Genomic DNA, 19,589 nt, shown 5'->3' on the forward strand with positions numbered 1-19,589 from the left:
TGCACCGGCTCGGGCCCGCGCCACCTCATCCCGCGCGGCTCCATCCCCTCGCCGAGTGCGCGGCTTGCTGCCGACCACCCCGCCTGTTCACGCGGAGAAACCGTGCCCTCGGCGCGAGGCCGGGCGTCCGGTGCGCGCCCGCGGCACCGTCGCGAGGAGGGCCCCGGCGCGCTCGATGTCGGCGGCGGTCTGGGCTACGAGGGCCGCGACGGTGTCGAAGCAGAGCGTCGGGCGCAGCAGCGAGAGCAGCTCGACCCGGAGGCGGTGCCCGTACAGGTCGAGGTCCGTGTCGTGCAGGTGCACCTCCACCCGGCGCTCCCGGCTGCCGTGGAAGGTCGGGTTGGCACCCACGCTCACGGTCGCGGGCATCCCCTCCTGCTCGTCGTCGAGCCAGGCCAGCGCGGCGTAGATGCCGTCGGCGGGGAGACCGGGGCCGTCGAGGGCGAGGTTGGCGGTCGGGAACCCGAGGTCGCGTCCTCGACCGTCGCCGGTGACGACCACTCCGGCGATCTCGCGGACGGGTGCGCTCACACGTCTGCGGCGGGAGAGATCGCGCGGTAGCGGCTCTGGTGGAACACGAGCGGCTCGACGTCGTCGAAGAGCGTCACGTCCTGGATCTCGTACAGAGCGATCTCGTGATCGCCACCGTCGAACGTGCTGTGCAGACGGCAGGTGAGCCAGAGCGCGGCGTCGGCCACCAGCACGGCCCCGCCGTCGGTGCGGTGCCAGGCGTGACCCCCGAACCGGTCCCCCTCCCGCGCGGACAGGGAGCGGCTGAGCGGTTCGTGGTGTGCCGCGAGGACGCTCATCCCGAGTTCCGGGACGGCACGCAGCACCGGCCAGGTCTTCGAGGTGCGGGCGGCGCTGACCGCGACGAGGGCGGGCTCCAGGGAGATCGAGGTGAAGGAGTTGACCGCCATCCCGACGGCGCGGTCGTCCACGACGGCCGCGAGGGCGACCACCCCCGTGGGATAGACCGAGAAGGCACGACGGAGCGCACGGTCGCGCGGCAGGGCATCGGTCACGGCAGTGGTCATCACGAGTCCTTTCGATAGTCAACTTTGACTAAGGCGACTATAGACAAATTTGACCACTCAAACAACCGGGAACGCGCATCCCAGCCGTTAGCATGAACGACATGTCGACCACCCGTCTCGTCGTCCTCGGCGCCGTGAAGCAGTTCCAGCCGGTACACGGCTACTTCCTCCGGCGAGAACTGATGACCTGGCACGTCGACGAGTGGGCGCACATCCAGCCCGGCTCGATCTACAACGCCCTCCGGGCCCTGGAGGTCGACGGGTACATCGCGGAGAGCGGCACCGAGGCCGAGGGCAAGCGCCCCGCCCGCACCACGTACCGCATCACCCCCTCGGGCGAGGTCGAGCTGCAGCGGATGCTGCGCGAGAACCTCTGGAACGTGGCGGCCTTCGACACCCAGGCGATCATGACCGTCGCCTCGTTCATGTTCGTGCTGAGCCGCCAGGAGGTCATCGCGGGCCTGGAGCACCGCCTCATCAAGAGCGACGCGATCATCACGCAGAACGGCTTCGATGTGCAGGACACCCTGCGCTCCGAGACCACGCCGAAGTACGTGCGCGAGATCTTCGACCTCTCCACCGCCCGGCTCACCGCCGAGAAGCAGTGGCTGCTCGACCTGCTGGAACGGCTGCGGGCCGGCGAGTACGCCTTCGCGGGCGAGACGGCCGAGGACACGACGCCGGAGCGGGAGGCGGCGGCCGCCACGACGAAGAGCCCCGCCAAGACGGCGAAGAAGAGCACCGCAACGACGGCGACGAAGAGCACCGCGAAGACGGCGACGAAGAGCACCGCGTAGACGGCGACGAAGAGCACCGCGAAGGACTGACCGCACCCCGCGCCGCCCCCTCCGGACCGGCCTCAGCGCGTCGCCGTCAGCTCCGCCAGCGCCTCGGGCGTGAGCGCCGGAGTGGTCGCTCCCCGGTGCAGCGCCACGATCGCCCCCGCGGCGCACGCGAGGGCGAGGGCGTCCTCCACCGGCACCCGACGGGCGAGCGCACCGGCGAGCGCGCCGCAGAACGCGTCGCCCGCGCCCGTCGTGTCGACCGGATCGATACGGAACGCCTCGACGTGCACAACCGGGCGACCGGTGCGGTGCAGGTCCACTCCCCCGGCGCCGCGCGTGAGCACCACGGTCGCGGCCCCGGCGCGGTGCAAGAGGTCGATGCCGCCGAGCTCCGCGCACTCCGTCTCGTTCACCACGAGCACGTCCACGCACTCCAGCAGCCCGAGGGTCGCGGCGTGGGCGGGGGCGGCGTTCAGCACGGTCGTGGCGCCGGCGTCGCGCGCCGCCCGCAGTGCCGCCGACACCGCGGGCACCGGCACCTCGAGCTGCGCCAGCACGACCGCGGCCCCGGAGACCCCGGCGACCGCATCCTCCGGCGACAGCTCGGCGTTCGCGCCGGCCCCGACGATGATGCTGTTGTCGCCGCCCTCCAGCGCCAGCACGTGCGCGACCCCGGTCGGGGCGGTATCCGAGCGGCGCAGGGCCGAGGTGACCCCGGCGTCGGCGAGCGTGTGCTCCAGCAGTGCGGCGCCCTCGTCCGTCCCGACCACACCGCAGAACCGCGTCGGTGCGCCGCTGCGGGCCGCGGCGACCGCCTGGTTCAGGCCCTTGCCGCCCGCGAAACGGCCGCCGGCGCGGCCCAGCAGTGTCTCGCCGATGCGCGGGGGGCGCGACACCTCGACCACCAGATCGAGGTTCGCGCTCCCCACGACAGCGACGCCGGACAGCTCGTCAGACACGCGCCATCGACCGGCGGTACGTCGAACCCACGTGCGACTCGGCCAGCGCGGGCGTCGGGGTTCCCATCAGCCGCTCGCGCAGCGACTGCGGCTCGTCGGACGGCTCGACGATCGCGCCGCGCTCCTTCAGGATCGGCAGCACGTGCTCGATGAAGTCCTTGGTGGACGCCGGCGGGATGACCGGGGCGAACAGGAAGCCGTCGAGGTCGGCACCGTCGGCGAGCGCGATCATCCGGTCGGCCACCTGCTCCGGGGTGCCGACGAGCGGGCGGGCGCCGACGCCGTGCGCGTGCCAGTCGCCCAGCACGTCGCCCACGGTCTTGTCGGCGAAGCGCGCGACCTGGGTCTGCGACAGCTCCGTGCTCAGCTCCGACATCGGTGTGCTCGGGTCGTACGACGACAGGTCGAGGCCGGTGAACCAGGCGTAGGAGGCGACCGTGACCTCGGGGTTCTGGGCGTCGGCGACCTCGGCGTACGTGCGACGAGCCTCCTCCTCGGTGCTGCCGACGACGGCGGCGAACGCGGACATGATCTTGACCTCGTGCGCGGCGCGGCCGTTCTTCACGGCCTCTTCGCGGATCGCGGTCGCGTGGCCGCGGAGCTGCTCGACCGAGCCGCTGCCGACGAAGATCGCCTCGCCGTGCTTGCCGCCGAACTCGCGTCCGGCCGGAGACGCGCCCGCCTGGAACAGCACCGGGGTGCCCTGCGGCGAGCGCTGCGTGTTGCCGTAGCCGTGCGAGCGGAAGTACGGGCCGTCGTGCGCGATGCGGTGCACCTTGGCCGGGTCGGCGAAGCGGCCGGACTTGTCGCGCTCGAGCGCCCCCTCCTCCCACGCCTGCTCCCACAGCTTGTACACGACCTGCATGAAGTCGTCGGCCATCAGGTAGCGCTCGTCGTGCCCGACCATCGGCACCCCGAAGCCCTGCACGGCGGTGTCGGCGGTGCCGGTCGTGACGACGTTCCAGCCGATGCGCCCGCCGGACAGGATGTCGAGGCTGGCCATGCGCCGCGCGAACGCGTAGGGCGGCTCCAGCAGCGTCGACCCGGTGGCGACGAGTCCGAGGCGCGTGGTCTGCGGAATGAGAGCCGCGAGGAGCACGGCGGGGTCGAGTCGCGGCAGGTCGAGGCCTTCGATCGAGCAGATGTCGGGACGCTCGCCCGCGACGTCGGCCCACCCCCACGCGTCGGCGAGGAACAGGAAATCGAAGCCCGCGTCCTCCGCCATGCGCGCGGTGTCGCGCCAGTAGTCGAGTCGGTCGAAGAGGTAGCGCCCGTTGTCCGGGTGGCGCCAGGTCGCAGTGCCGGAGTCGTTCGCCTGCGCGTTCTCGAAGAGGCCGAGGCGCAGCTGCTTCACGGGGTGATCGGTCATGGCGGGTGCCTTCCTTGTGGGTGGGTGGTGTCGTCGTGGGGTGTCCGGGCACGCCGGGGGAACCCCGGGGGCGGGGGCGCACCCCCGGGGCGGGTGGGGCCGGGTCAGCCCTTGGCGGTGACCTCGCCGTCGCTCCACCACAGGACGCGCTTGCGCACGACCGCGAGGAGCACGATCAGGAGCACGCCGAGCAGGCAGAGCAGCGCGATGCTGGCCCAGGTAACGGGGAGGTTCGCCTGTGCGGCGGAGGTGGTGACGAGCGAGCCGAGGCCGGCCTGCTGCCCGGCGGCGACGAACTCCGCGACCGCGGCTCCGACCACGGCCAGCGGCAGGGCGATCCGCAGCCCGGCGAAGACATAGGGCATGCTGCCCGGGAATCGCAGTTCGCGGAAGATCTCCCACCGCGAGGCGTGCAGGGTCTTGAACACGTCGAGCGCCTTCTGGTCGACGTCGCGGAGTCCGGCGAGCGAGTTGACCAGCATCGGGAAGAACACCACCAGCCCGGTCACGATGAACTTCGGCACCATGCCGAAGCCGAACGCGACGACCAGCGCGGGGGCGATCGCGACGATCGGCGTGACCATCACGATGATCACGAGCGGCATGACGGCCCGTTCGATGATCTGGAACTCTGCCATCACCACCGCCAGCAGGAACCCGGCGAGGATGCCGGCCGAGGCGCCGACCACCACTTCGAGCAGCGTCACCAGGAAGTTCGACCAGTACATGCCCGCGTCGTCGACGAGGCTTCCTCCGATCGCCTCCAGCGTGGGCAGCACATAGGGGTTGGTCCATGCGACGATCTGCCACAGCAGCGCCGCGATCACGAAGGTGATGAGGGTGGGCAGCCACGATCCCCAGCGCAGCCACGACGGGACGCCGCGGCGGGGGGTCTCGCGCAGGCGCGCGGTGGCGAGGGTGGCGGTGGTGTCTCTCATGGTCAGCTCAGACATGGGCCTTCTCCGTCTGCGCGCGCAGCGCACCGCGCACGACTGCTTCCAGGTCGCGGAACTCGTCGGTGGCGTACGCCTCCTCGGTGCGGGGCCGCGGCAGGTTCACGTCGATCACCTCGGCGATGCGCCCGGGGTGGGCGGCCATCACCACGATCCGGTCCGAGAGCATGATGGCCTCGGGCACGGAGTGCGTGACGAACATGACGGCCTTGCGGTTGGACTGCCAGAAGTCCAGCAGGGCGATGCGCTGCAGGTCGCGGTTCATCTCGTCGAGGGCCGAGAACGGTTCGTCCATCAGCATGATCGCCGGGTCGAACACGAAGGCCCTGGCGATCGCGGCGCGCTGCTGCATGCCGCCGGACAGCTGCCCGGGGTACTTCTTCAGGGCATGCCCGAGGCCGAAGGTCGACAGCAGCTCCGCGGGGTCGCGGAGGGCGCGGCCGCCGTTCGCCCCGCGGTTGATCCGCACGGGGAGCTCGACGTTCTCGCGCACGGTCTTCCACGGAAGCAGGGCGGGCGACTGCGGCACGAGGCCGATCTTCTTGTCGCGGGATGCCGCGGTGACGCTCTCGCCGTCGATGGTCACGGTGCCCGAGTCGGCGTCGAGGAGCCCGGCGACGACCTTGAGCAGCGTCGACTTGCCGCAGCCGCTCGGGCCGATCACCGACACGAACTCGCCCATGCCGATCGTGAGGCTCACGTCGTCGAGCACGGTGACCCTGGCTCCGTCGACCCCGAACGACTTCGAGACGTTGCGCACCTCGACGCCGGCGCCTGTGGCCGCGGTCATCACTTCGCCGTCCAGATGAGCTCGTCGCCGTCGTAGAGGTCGGCCACCAGGTCGGGGTCCATCATGTCGGCGATCGCGGGCAGGTTCTTCACGTCGCCGTACTCCTGCACGATCTCGTACTCGGGCTCCCACATGGCCTTGGTCTGCACGCCGGGGTTGCCGCCCGCGCTCTCGCGCACCCAGGCCGACTCGACCTCCCACGTGCGGGCGAGCTGGTCGCGCGGGAACGCGGCGCCCTGGCCGTTCTCCTCCGCGAGCTCGGCGAGCATGTCGATGCACTCGTCGGACTCGTCGAGGCAGAACTGCAGTGCCTTGAGGCTCGCGCGCAGGAAGTCGGCGGCGACCTCGCGGTGCTCGGCGAGGAAACGCGAGTTCACCTCCATCACGTTGTAGGTGCCCTCGACGCCGAGGTCGGACGGCAGGAACTCGCTGAACGGGAGGTCCTGCGCCTTGAGGGTCTGCGGCTGGTTGGAGGCGTAGCCGACGATCGCGTCGACCTGCTCGCGCACGACCACGGTGGGGTCGTAGTTGGTCATCTTCACCATCTCGACCTTCGACACGTCGACGCCGGCCTCGTCGAGCATGGCCGAGGCGATGGGCGTGAGGTTGATGAAGTAGCCGAGCGAGCCGCCCTCGAGGTCGGTGAGGTCCTCGAGCTTCTCGTTGCCGAAGATCGAGAACGGCGGGGTCGTGCCGTAGGTCGCGACGGCCGTGAGGTTCTTGCTGTTGGCGGCGGCGAGCATCACGTCGGACGCGGAGCCGAGGGCGGTGAACTGCGCCTGACCGGAGGCGACGAGCTGCTGTCCGTTCGCGCCGGAGGCGTTGATCTCGACATCGAGGCAGAGGTCGTCGAAGTAGCCGAGCTCCTTCGCGAGGAACACGTCGAGCTGCCCGGCGCTGGCGGAGTAGCCGTAGCCGGAGATGTAGGTGATGGTGCCGGCGTCCTGGTTGCGCTGGCAGGCGTCGGATCCGTCTGCGCTCGTGGGGGCGGTATCGCCGCCCGGCGTCTGCGCGGAGCATGCTCCGAGCGTCAGCGTGGCGGCGAGAACGCACGTCAGGGTGGCAGTGGTGCGGAATCGGGTTTCCGCAGAGGAAGTAGCCATGAGGGTCCCTTCTCGGCCGTTCGTCATTGATGGCTCGATGAAAGTAACATAGTCAATCTTGACTAAGCAAGATCAAACTAAGTTCGTCCGGCACGATCGGGCGACGGGCGCACGACTCTCCCGACCGTCGGGTCGTGCACGCGGAACACCGTCGTGCATACGGGGCACGAACGGGCGGAGGTGGGGCCGGGGTCAGGCGGGGTCAGGCGGGGATGGAGCGGAGCGGCCAGGCGGGCCACCAGCCGTCGTCGAGCCCGCGCAGCAGGGCGGCCGCGCGCTCTCGCGCCTCGGCGGGCATCTCCGGTGCAGGACCGGAGCTGCTCTCCCGCCGCTCGCCGTCCGGCGACCGGATCTCCGTGTACAGCCACGCACGGCGACCCACGGGGTACTTCTCCCGGAAGCCCCCGGCGGCGACCGACAGCACGATCCGCTCCAGCTCGTCCGCCGCGGTCTCGGCGGTCTCGTCGCAGGCATCGCAGATGCACGAGGGCACGATCGCGTGGAAGTGGGCACCCGCATCGATGCGGACGGAGGGAACGCCCGGCGTGATCGTGATCTGCGCACCGCGCGCCGGTTCGAGCACGACGTGCTCGGTCCCGCCCTCCCCCCTCTCTCGCCGCACCTCGACCTCGTACTCGCGACGGAGGTGCTCGATGAGCGCGTCGACCACGAGGGACAGCGGTGCGAAGCGCTCCGGGTGGGATTCCCGGGAGTACGACTCCTCCGGCGCGATGCCGTCGGGCCAGCGGTGCCCGTAGGGGATCCCCTCGCCGCGGTCGTCGTGGAAGGTCAGGATCGGGAGAGCAGGCCGGACATACGCGCGCGCCGGGACGACGACGACCGCGGGAGCCGAATCCTCCGCGGACAGCGCCCTCATCTCCTCGTCATCGATGTCGTCCTGCTCCCACGGAGCGAGCATCTGCAGGAACGCATCCCGCTGGCCGGGCTGCTGCACCATCCCCTGCACGAGACCCGCGACCGGGATCGAGAGGGTGTTGGTCCCGATCTCCGGCTCACTCGTCATCCGCCATGTCGCGGCCGGGTGCACGACCGCGATGACGTTCCCCACGAACCGCGCCGCCCCCGCGGCCAGCGTCTCGCTCTCGAGGACCTCAGGATGACCGGCGACGAAGTCCCACGTCGCCCCGAGATCGACGGCGAGCAGCGCGGGGTCGACCTCGTGGCCCCGCGCGAATTCGGCGAACGGCTCGAAGCCGTCGACGAACCGGACCGGCCCCGGAGCATCCGCCTGCGGGGGCATCCACAGGACCGCGGCGGCACCCGCCTCGGGCATCGGGCCGAGGGGACCGGGGAAGACAGCACTGCTCATCGACCGAGCGTACCGAGCGGGGTCACCGCGGCGCGTGGGCCTCCAGGAACTCGTACACGTCGGTGGTGTCCACGCCGGGGAAGGCGCCGGTGGGCAGGGTCGCCAGCAGCGTGCGCGGGGTCTTCACGTTGGGCCACGACTGTTCGCGCCACCGCTCCTCCAGCTCCGCGGGGGCACGGCGGCAGCACACCTCGACCGAGTGCTTCGAGACGCCGCGGTGCGGGGTGTCGCGGCCCACGAACCACTTCGTGTCGTCGAACCGCACCCCCACGCTCACGGAGTGCAGCCCCTCGCTCGACGCCTCGACCCGGGCCGTGCACCAATAGGTCCCGTTGCCCGTGTCCGTGTACTGGTAGTACGGGTTGAAGCGGTCGTCCTCGTCGAACACGACCCGCGAGGTCCACCGTCGACAGCACATCTGTCCCTCGATCGCGCCCAGCCGATCGGTCGGGAAGTTCACGTCGTCGTTCTCGTACGCCTTGGTGATGGTGCCCGACTCGTGCACCTTGAGGAAGTGCACCGGGATGTCGAGGTGCCGTGTCGCGAGGTTGGTGAAGCGGTGCGCGGCCGTCTCGTACGACACGGAGTAGGCGTCGCGGAGGTCCTCGATCGAGATCGCACGCCGCTGCTTCGCGTCCTTGAGCGTCGGCACGACGTGGGCCTCCGGGATGAGGAGGGCGCCCGTGAGGTAGTTCGTCTCGACGCGCTGCCGCAGGAACTCGGCGTAGCTGCGCGGCTCGGCGTGCCCGAGGATCCGGCTCGAGAGCGCCTGCAGCACCGCCGTCCGCGCATCACCCTTGGCCGGGACGCTGCTCGACAGGTAGAGCCGTCCGTGGGCGAGATCGGCGACGCTGCGGGTGGTCTGCGGCAGGTCGGGGGCGTAGTGCAGCGTGAAGCCGAGGTAGGCGGCGATCTCCGAGGCCGTCCGCTGCGTGAGGGGTCCGCCCGGGTGCCCCACCGCGGCGAGGATCTCCGACGCCTTGGCCTCCAGGTCGGCGAAGTGGTTGTCCTGCCTCCGCATCAGGTGCCGCAGCTCCACGTTCGCCCGCCGCGCCTCCTCCGGCGTGGCCGCCCGCTCGTCCCGCAGCCGGTCGATCTCGCCGTGGAGCGCGAGCATCGCCTTCAGCGCATCGGTCGGCACGGTCTTCGCGATGCGGAACGGATCGATGCCGAGCGCCCGGAACGTCTGGCCCTTCATCGCCCGCTCCAGCGCGACCTCCAGGCTGCTGCGCTCGTCGAGCGGCTCGCCCTCCAGCAGCGCGTCGATCGTGACCCCGAGCGCTCGCGCGATCGCCTGGAGCTGCGTGAGCTTGGGCTCGCGCTTGCCGGTCTCGATCATCGACAGCTGACTGGGAGCGCGGTCCACCGCCGTCGCGAGCTCTTCGAGGGTCATCCCCTGAGCGGTGCGCAGCTGACGGATCCGTCGCCCGATCGTGAGGGCGTCGGTGTCTTCTGCGGCCTCGGTGCTGGTCATGGCGGGGATTCTGTCACGAAAACAGAAAGAAGGGCAAACTTCTCCTTCGATCCGGCCGAGAAGAGCGCCGAAGTTCACACAGAGTGGGACCACGCCACCGGCACCGACGCCGGTTCCATCCGAGGAGACACCATGACGAACACCGCATCAAACCCCACCCCGCGCCCCGCCGGCCTGCGCGCCGGCGACCAGGTTCAGACGGCGGCGGAGCTCCAGGAGATCTGGGACACCGACCCCCGCTGGGACGGCGTCGAGCGCACCTACTCCGCCGACGACGTCATCCGCATCCGAGGCTCCGTCCGCGAGGACGCCACCCTCGCGCACCGCGGTGCCGAGAACCTGTGGAACCTCCTGCACACCGAGGACTACGTCCGGGCGCTCGGCGCCTACACCGGCGGGCAAGCCGTGCAGCAGGTGCGGGCCGGGCTCAAGGCCATCTACCTCTCCGGGTGGCAGGTCGCCGCCGACGGCAACCTCGCCGGGCAGACCTACCCCGACCAGTCGCTCTACCCCGCGAACTCGGTGCCCGCCGTGGTCCGCCGCATCAACAACGCGCTGCTCCGGCAGGACCAGCTCGAGCACGCCGAGGGCGAGATCACGCAGGACTGGCTCGCCCCGATCGTCGCCGACGCGGAGGCCGGATTCGGTGGGCCTCTCAACGCCTACGAGCTCGCGCAGTCGCTCATCCAGGCCGGCGCCGCCGCGATCCACTGGGAGGACCAGCTCGCGAGCGAGAAGAAGTGCGGTCACCTGGGCGGCAAGGTGCTCGTCCCCACGCAGCAGCACATCCGCACGCTGAACGCCGCGCGACTCGCGGCCGACGTCGCCGGGGTGCCGACCGTGATCATCGCCCGCACCGACGCCCTGGCCGCCGACCTGCTCACGAGCGACGTCGACGAGCGCGACCGGGAGTTCACCACCGGCGAGCGCACGACCGAGGGGTTCTACCGCATCCGTCCCGGCATCGAATCGGTCATCAGCCGTGGGCTCGCCTTCGCGCCCTACGCCGACCTGCTGTGGGTCGAGACCGGTGAGCCCGACATCGAGCTCGCCCGGGAGTTCGCCGCGGCGATCCACGCCGAGTTCCCCGGCAAGCTCCTGGCCTACAACTGCTCCCCGAGCTTCAACTGGAAGCGCCACCTGTCGGACGCCGAGATCGCGACGTTCCAGCAGGAGCTGGCCGACCTGGGCTACAAGTTCCAGTTCATCACGCTGGCGGGCTTCCACGCCCTGAACCACTCCATGTTCGACCTCGCCCGCGGCTACGCCGAGCGCGCCATGAGCGCCTACGTCGAGCTGCAGGAGGCCGAGTTCGCCGCCGAGGCCGACGGCTACACCGCCACCAAGCACCAGCGCGAGGCGGGCACCGGCTACTTCGACGTGATCTCCACCGCGCTCAACCCCGACAGCGCGACCCTGGCCCTCGCCGGCTCCACCGAGGCCGCCCAGTTCCACTGATCCCCACCTCTGCAAAGGATCCGCATCATGACCACTCCCACCGCCCCCCCGACCACCGCCCCGATCCCGACGACCCGGCAGGGACCTGCGATCGAGGTCACCGGACCGATCCGCGACCGCTACGACGAGATCCTCACCCCCGCGGCGATCGCCTTCCTCACCGAGCTGCACCACCGCTTCGCCTCTCGCCGCCACGACCGCCTGGCCGACCGCCTGCGCCGCCGCTTCGAGATCGGCAACGGCCACGACCCGCGCTTCCGTGACGACACCGCGCACATCCGCGCCGACGCCGACTGGCGCGTCGCGGGTGCCGGGCCCGGGCTGGAGGACCGCCGCGTCGAGATCACCGGGCCCACCGACCCGAAGATGACCATCAACGCCCTCAACTCGGGCGCCCGCGTCTGGCTCGCCGACCAGGAGGACGCCACGAGCCCCACCTGGAAGAACGTGATCGAGGGGCAGCTGTCGCTGCGCGACGCCATCCGCGGCGAGCTGTCCTTCACCTCCCCCGAGGGCAAGGAGTACCGCGTCACCGCCGAGCGCACGCCCACGATCGTGATGCGCCCGCGCGGCTGGCACCTGCCCGAGAAGCACATCGGGTTCATCGACCGCGCCGGCCGCCGCACCTCGGCCTCCGGCTCGCTGGTCGACTTCGGCCTCTACTTCCTGCACAACGCGCAGGCGCTGATCGACGGCGGCCGCGGGCCGTACTTCTACCTCGCCAAGCTCGAGTCCAGCGAGGAGGCGAAGCTGTGGGACGACGTGTTCTCCTTCAGTGAGGAGTACGTCGGGATCCCGCACGGCACCATCCGCGCGACCGTGCTGATCGAGACGCTGCCCGCCGCGTTCGAGATGGACGAGATCCTGTACGAGCTGCGCGACCACTGCGCGGGCCTCAACGCCGGTCGCTGGGACTACATCTTCTCCATCATCAAGAACTACCGCGGGCGCGGAGCCCGGTTCGTGCTGCCGGACCGCAGCGAGGTGACGATGACGGTCCCGTTCATGCGGGCGTACACCGAGCTGCTGGTGCAGACGTGTCACAAGCGCGGGGCCTTCGCGATCGGCGGCATGAGCGCCTTCATCCCCAACCGCCGCGATCCCGAGGTCACGGCGCGCGCGGTGGAGAAGGTGTCGGCCGACAAGAAGCGCGAGGCCGGCGACGGCTTCGACGGCACCTGGGTCGCCCACCCCGACCTCATCCCCACGGCGCAGGCCGAGTTCGACGCGGTGCTCGGCGACCGTCCGAACCAGGTCGACCGGCAGCGCCCCGAGGTGCACGTCACCGCCGAGGACCTGCTCGACCTGCACATCGGGCGGCCGATCACCGCACAGGGCGTGCGCGACAACGTGTCGGTCGCGATCCGCTACCTGGAGGCGTGGCTGCGCGGGCTCGGAGCGGTGGCGATCGACAACCTCATGGAAGACGCGGCGACCGCCGAGATCAGCCGGTCGCAGGTGTGGCAGTGGATCCACCAGGACCGCACGACGCAGGACGGCACCCCGATCACGGTCGAGTACGTGGAGGGGCTGATCGCGGAGGTGCTGGACGGGGTGGACCGCCGCGACGGGGACCGCTTCGACGACGCGGCCGAGATCTTCCGCGAGGTCGCCCTGCAGGAGGAGTTCCCCGCGTTCCTCACCCTCGGCGCGTACAGCCGCTTCCTGATCGACGAGGACTGAGCGCGGGACACGGGTGCCGCGGGTCGAGAGGCCCGCGGCACCGGTGCGTCCGCCGCGGCCCCGGTCGTCCGGTGCGGGCGTAGCCTGGACCCATGAGCGACGTGTGGACCGGCATCGCCGAGGAGTTCCTGCACCTGTATCCGCGCGGCCGCCGGCTGTTCGCGGTCGCGGGAGCCGATGCCGAGCGGTCGCGCCTCGCCGCCGATGCGCTCGCCACCGCGCTCACCGCCGCGGACCAGACGGTGGAGCGCGTGCACCTCACCGCGGTGGACGAGACGGCGCTGCGTGCCCTCATCATCACACCGTTCCGCACCGGCAGTGCGGACGGCACCATCCTGCTCGTCTCCGGTCCCGCCGCGGTGGTGTCGCCCACGGCGCGTGGCCTGTGGAACTCCGTGCTCTGGCAGCTCGCCGGGGAGGAGCCGCCGCACACGGCCGCGAACGCCCTGGTCGACCTCACGGATCCCGCGCACCCCGCCCGCCGCTTCGCGGACTACTGCGCGGTGCCGTCGTCCTTCGAGACCTGAGCCCCGGCTCACGCGCACAAGGGCCCGACACCGCACGTGTCGGGCCCTCGGCCGTGCGGCGGGGATCACTCCTCTCCGGGTTCCGCGTCGAGACGGGCGCGCACCTCCGCGTCGAGCACGAGGTCGGCGGCACCGAGAGCCTCGTCGAGCTGCGCGACGCTGGAGACGCCGACCACGGGGATGACGGGCACCTCGGCGCCGAGCAGCCACGCGAGGGCGACCTGGTTCGCGGTCGCTCCGAGCTCCGCGGCGACCTCGTGCAGCAGCGCGCGGCGGACGTGACTGGAGGGGTGGTCGACGCCGCCCCACAGCGGCTTGTCCACCCGGGCGATGGCGCCCTGGTGCAGCGGTGAGTACACGGTGATCGCGAGCGGGGGTCGCTCGTCCGTGCCGGTCGAGGCCGCATAGCTCAGCAGCTCGGGCGTCACGAAGTTGTTCCGTCCGAGCCGGGGCGCCGGATACAGATAGCTGTACTGCTGCTGCACGACGCCGTACGGCGCGACGCCCTGGCGCTGGGCCTCCTCCCGTGCCTCCACCACGCGCCAGGTGGGCACGTTGGAGATGCCCGCGATGCCGACGAGCCCCGCGCGCTGCAGTTCCCCGAACGCACCGACGGTCTCGGCGAGCGGCACCTCGGTGTCGTCCACGTGACCGTAGAGCACGTCGATGCGGTCGATGCCGAGCTGGCGCGCGCTCTCGGGGCCCTGCCGCCGGATGACCTCGGCCGACAGCCCCTCGAAGTTCGTCGGAGGGGTGTTAGACAGCGGCTTCGCCGGATCCTTCTGGGCGGCGCCGATCTTGGTCGCGATGCGGACGCCGTCGCGGTTGCCTCGGTCGTGCAGCCAGCGGCCGAGGAGCTGCTCGCTCTCGCGCCCGTGACCTCCCGCCCAGAGGCTGTAGTTGTTCGCGGTGTCGATGAACGTGCCACCGGCCTCGACGAAGCGGTCGAGGATGGCGCGTGAGGTCTCTTCGTCGGTGCGGGTGCCGAAGTTCATGGCACCGAGGCAGAGCGTGGAGACGTCGAAAGACGTGCGGCCGTCGGAGAGGGTGCGGTACTGCATGGGGGTTCCTTTCTCGGGGACGGCTCCACGCTAGAGAGCTATCGGTCCGGCGCTACACTCCAATCACGATGCAGAACACCAGACCGATTCTCGCGTGGGAGACCCTGATCGATCTCGGCTCCGACGTCGAGGGCGGTCTGCTGCGCGATCGCGTGGAGTCGGCCCTGCGCCGCGCGATCGATGACGGACGCCTCACCCCCGGCGCCGCGCTGCCGCCGAGCCGGACCCTCGCCGAGACGCTCGGGGTCTCGCGCTGGGTCGTGACCGAGGCGTACGGGCAGCTCGTCGCCGAGGGAGTCCTGGAGGCACGGACCGGTTCGGCGACGCGCGTCGCGGAGAGCCTCGGAACTCCTCCTCCCCCGCAAGCCGCGGGTGCACCGCGACCCGGCCACCCGGGCCGCACGGGTACCACCGGTGCGCGCGAACTTGCGCCCGCGGCCGACACCGCGACCGAGTCCCGCGCCGCAACACGGGCACCGGCGCGCTACGACCTGCGGCCCGGCATCCCGGATCTGCGCGCGGTGCCGCGCGCCCGCTGGTCGTCCGCGCTGCGGGCGGCCCTGACCGCGCTGCCCGATCGCGAACTCGCCGCCGCACCGACATCGGGGCATCCGTCCGCGAGGGCGGCCGTCGCGTCGTACCTGGCCCGCTCGCGGCACGCGGTGGCCGACCCCGACCACGTCATCATCACCCACGGGGCGACCGACGCGATGGACCTCCTCACGCGCGAGCTGCACCGGCGCGGCCACCGCACGATCCTGGTGGAGGACCCGAGCTGGTCGCGGTTGCGCGTGCAGGCGGAGCAGAACGGACTGCGGCCCATCCCGGTCCCGGTCGACGCGGAGGGCATCGACACCGACAGCCTGGTCGAGCTCGCCGCGCAGACCGGTGCCCGCGCGGCGCTCGTGACGCCCGCCCACCAGTTCCCGCTCGGCGCCGCCCTGTCGCCGGCGCGGCGCGAGCGCCTGGTGCGCTGGGCCCGCGCCTCCGATGCGCTGCTGATCGAAGACGACTACGACGCGGAGTTCCGCTACGACCGGCGCCCCGTCCCCGCCCTGCAGCGCCTCGCTCCGGATCGGGTCGCCCTGATCGGGTCGCTGTCGAAGTCGGTCTCCCCGGCCCTCGGCGTCGGGTGGATGCTCCTGCCGTCCGACCTCGCCCCCGCCCCCGCCGCAGGACCCCCGTCGCTCGTCGACCAGGCGGCCCTTGCGCACTTCCTCACGCGCGGCGACTTCGAGCGGCATCTGCGATCCTCGCGCTCGCGGTTCCGCCGTCGACGGCAGCGCCTGCTCGACGCGCTCGACCGGGAGCTGCCGGGCCTCGAGGTCTCCGGGATCGCCGCGGGGATGCACCTCGTGCTGCGGCTCCCCCCGGGGTGCACGGCGGCAGAGGTCGTGTCGGCGGCGGCGGGCCTCGGCATCGCGCTCACGCCGCTGCAGCGGTACGCCGTCGCCGTCACACCGTTCGAGGCACTCGTGCTGGGCTACGGCAACCTCGACGACGCACTGGTGGAGGAGGCCGCAGCACGGCTCGCCCTGGTCCTCCGCTCCGTGCGCACCTGACCCCCGCTCAGTGGAACGGCGCGGCCACGGAGTTGCGGTGGTAGTCGAACACGATGCTCGTGCGGGTCGAGGCGACGCTGCTCTGCGCCGACAGGTGCTCCAGGACGAACTCGCGCATCTCCGACGAGTCCGCGACCGCGATGTGCAGCAGGAAGTCGTCGTCGCCGCCCAGGAAGAACACCTGGATCACCTGCGGCAGGGCGCGCACCCGGTCGGCGAACTCCACGATGCTCTCGCGCCGGGCGCTCGGGCGCAGGCTCACGCCGATGATCGCCTGGAGTCCCGCGCCCAGCTGCCGCTCGTCGACGCTGGCGTGGAAGCCGGTGATCACGCCGCGGTCGACGAGGGCGCGCAACCGGGCGTGCGCGGTGGAGGGCGCGACGCCGAGGCGCGCCGCGAGCTCGGCGTTGGTCATGCGGCCGTCGACGGTGAGCAGCTGCACGATGCGGGCATCGGTCTGGTCGAGCGCCGGTGCCCGAACGCTGTTCGGCTCGGGGGCGGAAGACGTGGTGGCCATACGAAGCATTATTCAGGATTCTCGCGATGGCCGAATTGCCTTCATCAAATCTGTCCCTTCCTCGACGTTTCTGCGATTCTGGTCTGCGCCTACGCACCCCGAGACCAGGAGGATCGATGAAGATCGGCGTCCCGACCGAGATCAAGAACAACGAGAACCGCGTCGCCCTCACTCCCGCGGGCGCGGATCGCCTGGTGCACGAGGGCCACCGCGTGCTCGTGCAGTCGGGGGCCGGCATCGGCTCCAGCATCGCCGACGACGACTACCGCGCGGCGGGCGCCGAGATCGTCGACTCCGCCGAAGAGGCCTGGGGCGAGGCCGACCTGCTCATCAAGGTCAAGGAACCCGTCGCCGCGGAGTACGGCTTCCTGCGCGACGATCTCACCCTGTTCACCTACCTGCACCTGGCCGCCGACCGCCCGCTCACCGACGCCCTCGTGGCCGCGGGGACCACGGCCGTCGCGTACGAGACGGTGCAGCTGCCCGACCGATCGCTCCCCCTCCTCGTCCCCATGAGCGAGATCGCCGGACGCCTCTCGGTCACCATGGGCTCGTACTCGCTGCTGCGGTCGCAGGGCGGCCGCGGCATGCTGCTGGGCGGGATCGCCGGGACACCGCGCGCCAAGACGGTCGTCATCGGCGGCGGCGTGGCCGGAGAGCACGCGGCAGCCAACGCGCTCGGCCTCGGCTCGAAGGTCACGGTGGTCGACATCTCCCTGCCGCGCCTGCGCGAGCTCGAGCACCGGTACGGCGGCGCGCTCGAGACCCGCGCGTCGAGCCGCTACGACATCGCCGAGGAGCTCGCCACGGCCGACCTCGTGATCGGCTCGGTGCTGATCCCCGGGGCCGCCGCGCCGAAGCTCGTGACCGACGACATGGTCGCCGGGATGAAGAAGGGCTCGGTGCTGGTCGACATCGCGATCGACCAGGGCGGCTGCTTCGAGGGCTCGCGGCCCACCACGCACGACGACCCCACCTTCGCGGTGCACGACTCCATCTACTACTGCGTCGCGAACATGCCGGGAGCGGTTCCCACGACGGCGACCCGCTCCCTCACCAACGCCACGCTGCCCTACGTGTCCGCGATCGCGGGCAAGGGCTGGGAGCGCGCGGCCGCGGAGGACGCGGCGCTGGCGAAGGGGCTCAACGTCCAGGGCGGACGCATCACGCTCGAGGCCGTCGCCCGCGCCCACGGCCTCGCGGACTGACCTTCCCGACCCGAAAGAACCGCGGATCTTGGCCGGTCCCCACATGTCGACCGCGGTGGCGACGCGAGTACGCTCGTAACCGTGACCGAACGCGCTCCTCTCTCCCGCAAACTGTCCGCCATCGCCGAGTCCGCGACGCTCAAGGTCGATGCCAAGGCGAAGGCCCTCAAGGCCGAGGGCAAGCCCGTCATCTCGTATGCGGCGGGCGAGCCCGACTTCGCGACGCCGCAGTTCATCGTCGACGCCGCCGCCGAGGCCCTCGCCGACCCGGCCAGCTACCGCTACACCCCGGCCCCCGGACTGCCCGCGCTGCGCGAGGCCATCGCCGCCAAGACGCTCCGCGACTCGGGACTCGAGGTGTCGCCCAGCCAGGTCATCGTCACCAACGGCGGCAAGCAGTCGGTGTACCAGGCCTTCCAGGCCGTCGTGAACCCGGGCGACGAGGTGCTGCTGCCCGCCCCGTACTGGACCACGTACCCCGAGGCCATCCGACTCGCCGACGGCACGCCGGTCGAGGTGTTCGCGGGCGCCGACCAGGAGTACAAGGTCACGGTCGAGCAGCTGGAGGCGGCGCGCACCGAGCGCACCACCGTGCTCGTGTTCGTGTCGCCGTCGAACCCCACCGGCTCGGTGTACACGGCCGAGGAGACGAAGGCCATCGGCGAGTGGGCCGTCGAGCACGGCATCTGGATCATCAGCGACGAGATCTACCAGAACCTCACCTACGAGGGCGTGAAGGCCACGTCGATCGTGGAGGCCGTGCCCGCGGCCGCGAACCAGACGATCCTCGTCAACGGCGTCGCCAAGACGTACGCCATGACCGGGTGGCGGGTCGGCTGGATGGTGGGCCCGGCCGACGCGATCAAGATCGCCGGCAACCTGCAGTCGCACCTCACCAGCAACGTGAACAACGTGGCGCAGAAGGCGGCGATCGCGGCGCTCAACGGCCCGCAGACCGAGGCCGAGCAGTTCCGCGAGGCGTTCGACCGGCGTCGTCGCCTCATCGTGTCGGAGCTGTCGAAGATCGACGGCCTCGTGGTGCCCAACCCGCTCGGCGCGTTCTACGTGTACCCCGATGTGCAGGGCCTGCTCGGTCGCACGTGGGGCGGGGTGACCCCGACCACGTCGCTGGAGCTCGCCGACCTCATCCTCGACCAGGCCGAGGTCGCCGTGGTGCCCGGCGAGGCGTTCGGCCCGTCCGGCTACATCCGCATGTCGTACGCGCTCGGCGACGAGCAGCTCCTCGAGGGCGTGCAGCGCCTGCAGCGACTGTTCTCCTGACCGACACCCCGAGACCCGCCTCGCCGCTCCCGGCCGGGCGGGTCTCGTCGTCTGTCCCGGTGCTGCGCGCGGGTCAGTCCTCGGGGTGGAAGCCGATGAGCCAACGGATGCCGTAGCGGTCGACGAGCGTTCCGTCGTGGTCGCCCCACGGCCGCCGCTGCAGCGCATCGATCACGCGCCCGCCGGCGGCGAGCTCACCGAACCAGCGCGTCAGTGTCGCCGCATCCGCCGTTCCGAGGAGCGACAGGAACATGCCGCTCATCTGCACCGCGTCGTCGTCGGCGCCCGCATCCGCTCCGGCGAGCTCGACCGGGCCGCCGCTGAGCTGCCCGTGCGCGACGGCGTCGCCAGGACCGTCGTGGCGACCGGCCTGCGCGTAGTCCATCAGCTGCAACTCACCCCCGAACACGTCGCGGTAGTGGCCGAGGGCTTCGGCGGCGGTGCCGGGGAACAGCAGGTACGGGATCAGTCCACTCATGCGGCGAGTGTACG

Annotated in this window: 19 protein-coding genes; 7 read left to right on the forward strand and 12 right to left on the reverse strand. The window is 71.3% G+C overall.

What is annotated here, in order from left to right; translation table 11 throughout:
• Positions 1-87: 87 nt before the first annotated feature.
• Both KZC56_RS00920 and KZC56_RS00925 read right to left on the reverse strand, forming a co-directional pair.
• Complete coding sequence (locus KZC56_RS00920) at positions 88-531, reverse strand: riboflavin kinase (protein ID WP_136036598.1); 444 nt, start codon at positions 529-531, stop codon at positions 88-90.
• Positions 528-1,037, reverse strand: a complete 510-nt coding sequence (locus KZC56_RS00925; RefSeq protein ID WP_136036597.1) for a flavin reductase family protein — start codon at positions 1,035-1,037, stop codon at positions 528-530. The genes KZC56_RS00920 and KZC56_RS00925 overlap by 4 nt, the downstream gene beginning before the upstream one ends.
• A gap of 101 nt (positions 1,038-1,138) precedes the next feature.
• Between KZC56_RS00925 and KZC56_RS00930 the strand changes: the two genes are divergently transcribed.
• Positions 1,139-1,834: a PadR family transcriptional regulator gene (locus KZC56_RS00930; protein ID WP_206252885.1), complete on the forward strand. Its 696-nt coding sequence runs from the start codon at positions 1,139-1,141 to the stop codon at positions 1,832-1,834.
• Between the two features lie 62 nt (positions 1,835-1,896).
• On the opposite strand, the gene KZC56_RS00935 is transcribed toward KZC56_RS00930, so the two are convergent.
• The 7 genes from KZC56_RS00935 to KZC56_RS00965 all read right to left on the reverse strand — a co-directional run bounded on the left by KZC56_RS00935 (position 1,897) and on the right by KZC56_RS00965 (position 9,800).
• Complete coding sequence (locus KZC56_RS00935; protein ID WP_247637648.1) at positions 1,897-2,781, reverse strand: ribokinase; 885 nt, start codon at positions 2,779-2,781, stop codon at positions 1,897-1,899.
• Positions 2,774-4,150, reverse strand: coding sequence for an NtaA/DmoA family FMN-dependent monooxygenase (locus KZC56_RS00940; protein ID WP_247637649.1), 1,377 nt, complete (start codon positions 4,148-4,150; stop codon positions 2,774-2,776). The genes KZC56_RS00935 and KZC56_RS00940 overlap by 8 nt, the downstream gene beginning before the upstream one ends.
• A gap of 104 nt (positions 4,151-4,254) precedes the next feature.
• Positions 4,255-5,103, reverse strand: a complete 849-nt coding sequence (locus KZC56_RS00945) for an ABC transporter permease (protein WP_136029600.1) — start codon at positions 5,101-5,103, stop codon at positions 4,255-4,257.
• On the reverse strand, positions 5,096-5,893 hold the full coding sequence (locus KZC56_RS00950) for an ABC transporter ATP-binding protein (protein WP_247637650.1): 798 nt from the start codon (positions 5,891-5,893) through the stop codon (positions 5,096-5,098). Before KZC56_RS00950 ends, KZC56_RS00945 begins: the two co-directional genes overlap by 8 nt.
• A complete protein-coding gene (locus KZC56_RS00955) occupies positions 5,893-6,996 on the reverse strand; it encodes an ABC transporter substrate-binding protein (protein WP_247637651.1) in 1,104 nt (367 codons plus the stop codon). The genes KZC56_RS00950 and KZC56_RS00955 overlap by 1 nt, the downstream gene beginning before the upstream one ends.
• A gap of 202 nt (positions 6,997-7,198) precedes the next feature.
• Positions 7,199-8,326 carry a DUF6226 family protein gene (locus KZC56_RS00960; RefSeq protein ID WP_247637652.1) on the reverse strand — a complete coding sequence of 376 codons (1,128 nt, stop codon included), beginning with the start codon at positions 8,324-8,326 and terminating at the stop codon, positions 7,199-7,201.
• Between the two features lie 22 nt (positions 8,327-8,348).
• Positions 8,349-9,800, reverse strand: coding sequence for an XRE family transcriptional regulator (locus KZC56_RS00965; RefSeq protein WP_136029608.1), 1,452 nt, complete (start codon positions 9,798-9,800; stop codon positions 8,349-8,351).
• Positions 9,801-9,932: 132 nt separating this feature from the next.
• Here KZC56_RS00965 and aceA point away from each other — a divergent pair, with 132 nt between their 5' ends.
• The 3 genes from aceA to KZC56_RS00980 all read left to right on the forward strand — a co-directional run bounded on the left by aceA (position 9,933) and on the right by KZC56_RS00980 (position 13,468).
• Entirely contained in the window at positions 9,933-11,258 is a 1,326-nt protein-coding gene (gene aceA, locus KZC56_RS00970; protein ID WP_136029610.1) for an isocitrate lyase, read from the forward strand.
• A gap of 27 nt (positions 11,259-11,285) precedes the next feature.
• Entirely contained in the window at positions 11,286-12,941 is a 1,656-nt protein-coding gene (gene aceB, locus KZC56_RS00975; RefSeq protein ID WP_247637653.1) for a malate synthase A, read from the forward strand.
• Positions 12,942-13,033: 92 nt separating this feature from the next.
• Complete coding sequence (locus KZC56_RS00980; protein ID WP_136029614.1) at positions 13,034-13,468, forward strand: hypothetical protein; 435 nt, start codon at positions 13,034-13,036, stop codon at positions 13,466-13,468.
• 65 nt (positions 13,469-13,533) lie between these two features.
• Here the strand turns inward: KZC56_RS00980 and KZC56_RS00985 are convergent, their stop codons facing one another.
• On the reverse strand, positions 13,534-14,529 hold the full coding sequence (locus tag KZC56_RS00985; protein WP_247637654.1) for an aldo/keto reductase: 996 nt from the start codon (positions 14,527-14,529) through the stop codon (positions 13,534-13,536).
• Positions 14,530-14,597: 68 nt separating this feature from the next.
• On the opposite strand from KZC56_RS00985, the gene pdxR reads away from it, so the two are divergent.
• Complete coding sequence (gene pdxR / locus KZC56_RS00990) at positions 14,598-16,091, forward strand: MocR-like pyridoxine biosynthesis transcription factor PdxR (protein WP_247637655.1); 1,494 nt, start codon at positions 14,598-14,600, stop codon at positions 16,089-16,091.
• A 7-nt stretch (positions 16,092-16,098) separates the two neighbouring features.
• Here pdxR and KZC56_RS00995 read toward each other — a convergent pair whose 3' ends face one another.
• Entirely contained in the window at positions 16,099-16,617 is a 519-nt protein-coding gene (locus KZC56_RS00995) for an Lrp/AsnC family transcriptional regulator (RefSeq protein WP_136028946.1), read from the reverse strand.
• Positions 16,618-16,724: 107 nt separating this feature from the next.
• Here KZC56_RS00995 and ald point away from each other — a divergent pair, with 107 nt between their 5' ends.
• Together ald and KZC56_RS01005 are read left to right on the forward strand one after the other, a co-directional pair.
• Positions 16,725-17,816, forward strand: a complete 1,092-nt coding sequence (gene ald, locus KZC56_RS01000; protein ID WP_136028944.1) for an alanine dehydrogenase — start codon at positions 16,725-16,727, stop codon at positions 17,814-17,816.
• Positions 17,817-17,897: 81 nt separating this feature from the next.
• Entirely contained in the window at positions 17,898-19,097 is a 1,200-nt protein-coding gene (locus KZC56_RS01005) for a pyridoxal phosphate-dependent aminotransferase (protein ID WP_136035984.1), read from the forward strand.
• Positions 19,098-19,170: 73 nt separating this feature from the next.
• On the opposite strand, the gene KZC56_RS01010 is transcribed toward KZC56_RS01005, so the two are convergent.
• Positions 19,171-19,575 carry a VOC family protein gene (locus KZC56_RS01010; RefSeq protein WP_136028939.1) on the reverse strand — a complete coding sequence of 135 codons (405 nt, stop codon included), beginning with the start codon at positions 19,573-19,575 and terminating at the stop codon, positions 19,171-19,173.
• Positions 19,576-19,589 lie beyond the last annotated feature (14 nt).

The sequence above is a fragment of the Microbacterium sufflavum genome (assembly GCF_023091155.1).
GTDB lineage: Bacteria > Actinomycetota > Actinomycetes > Actinomycetales > Microbacteriaceae > Microbacterium > Microbacterium sufflavum.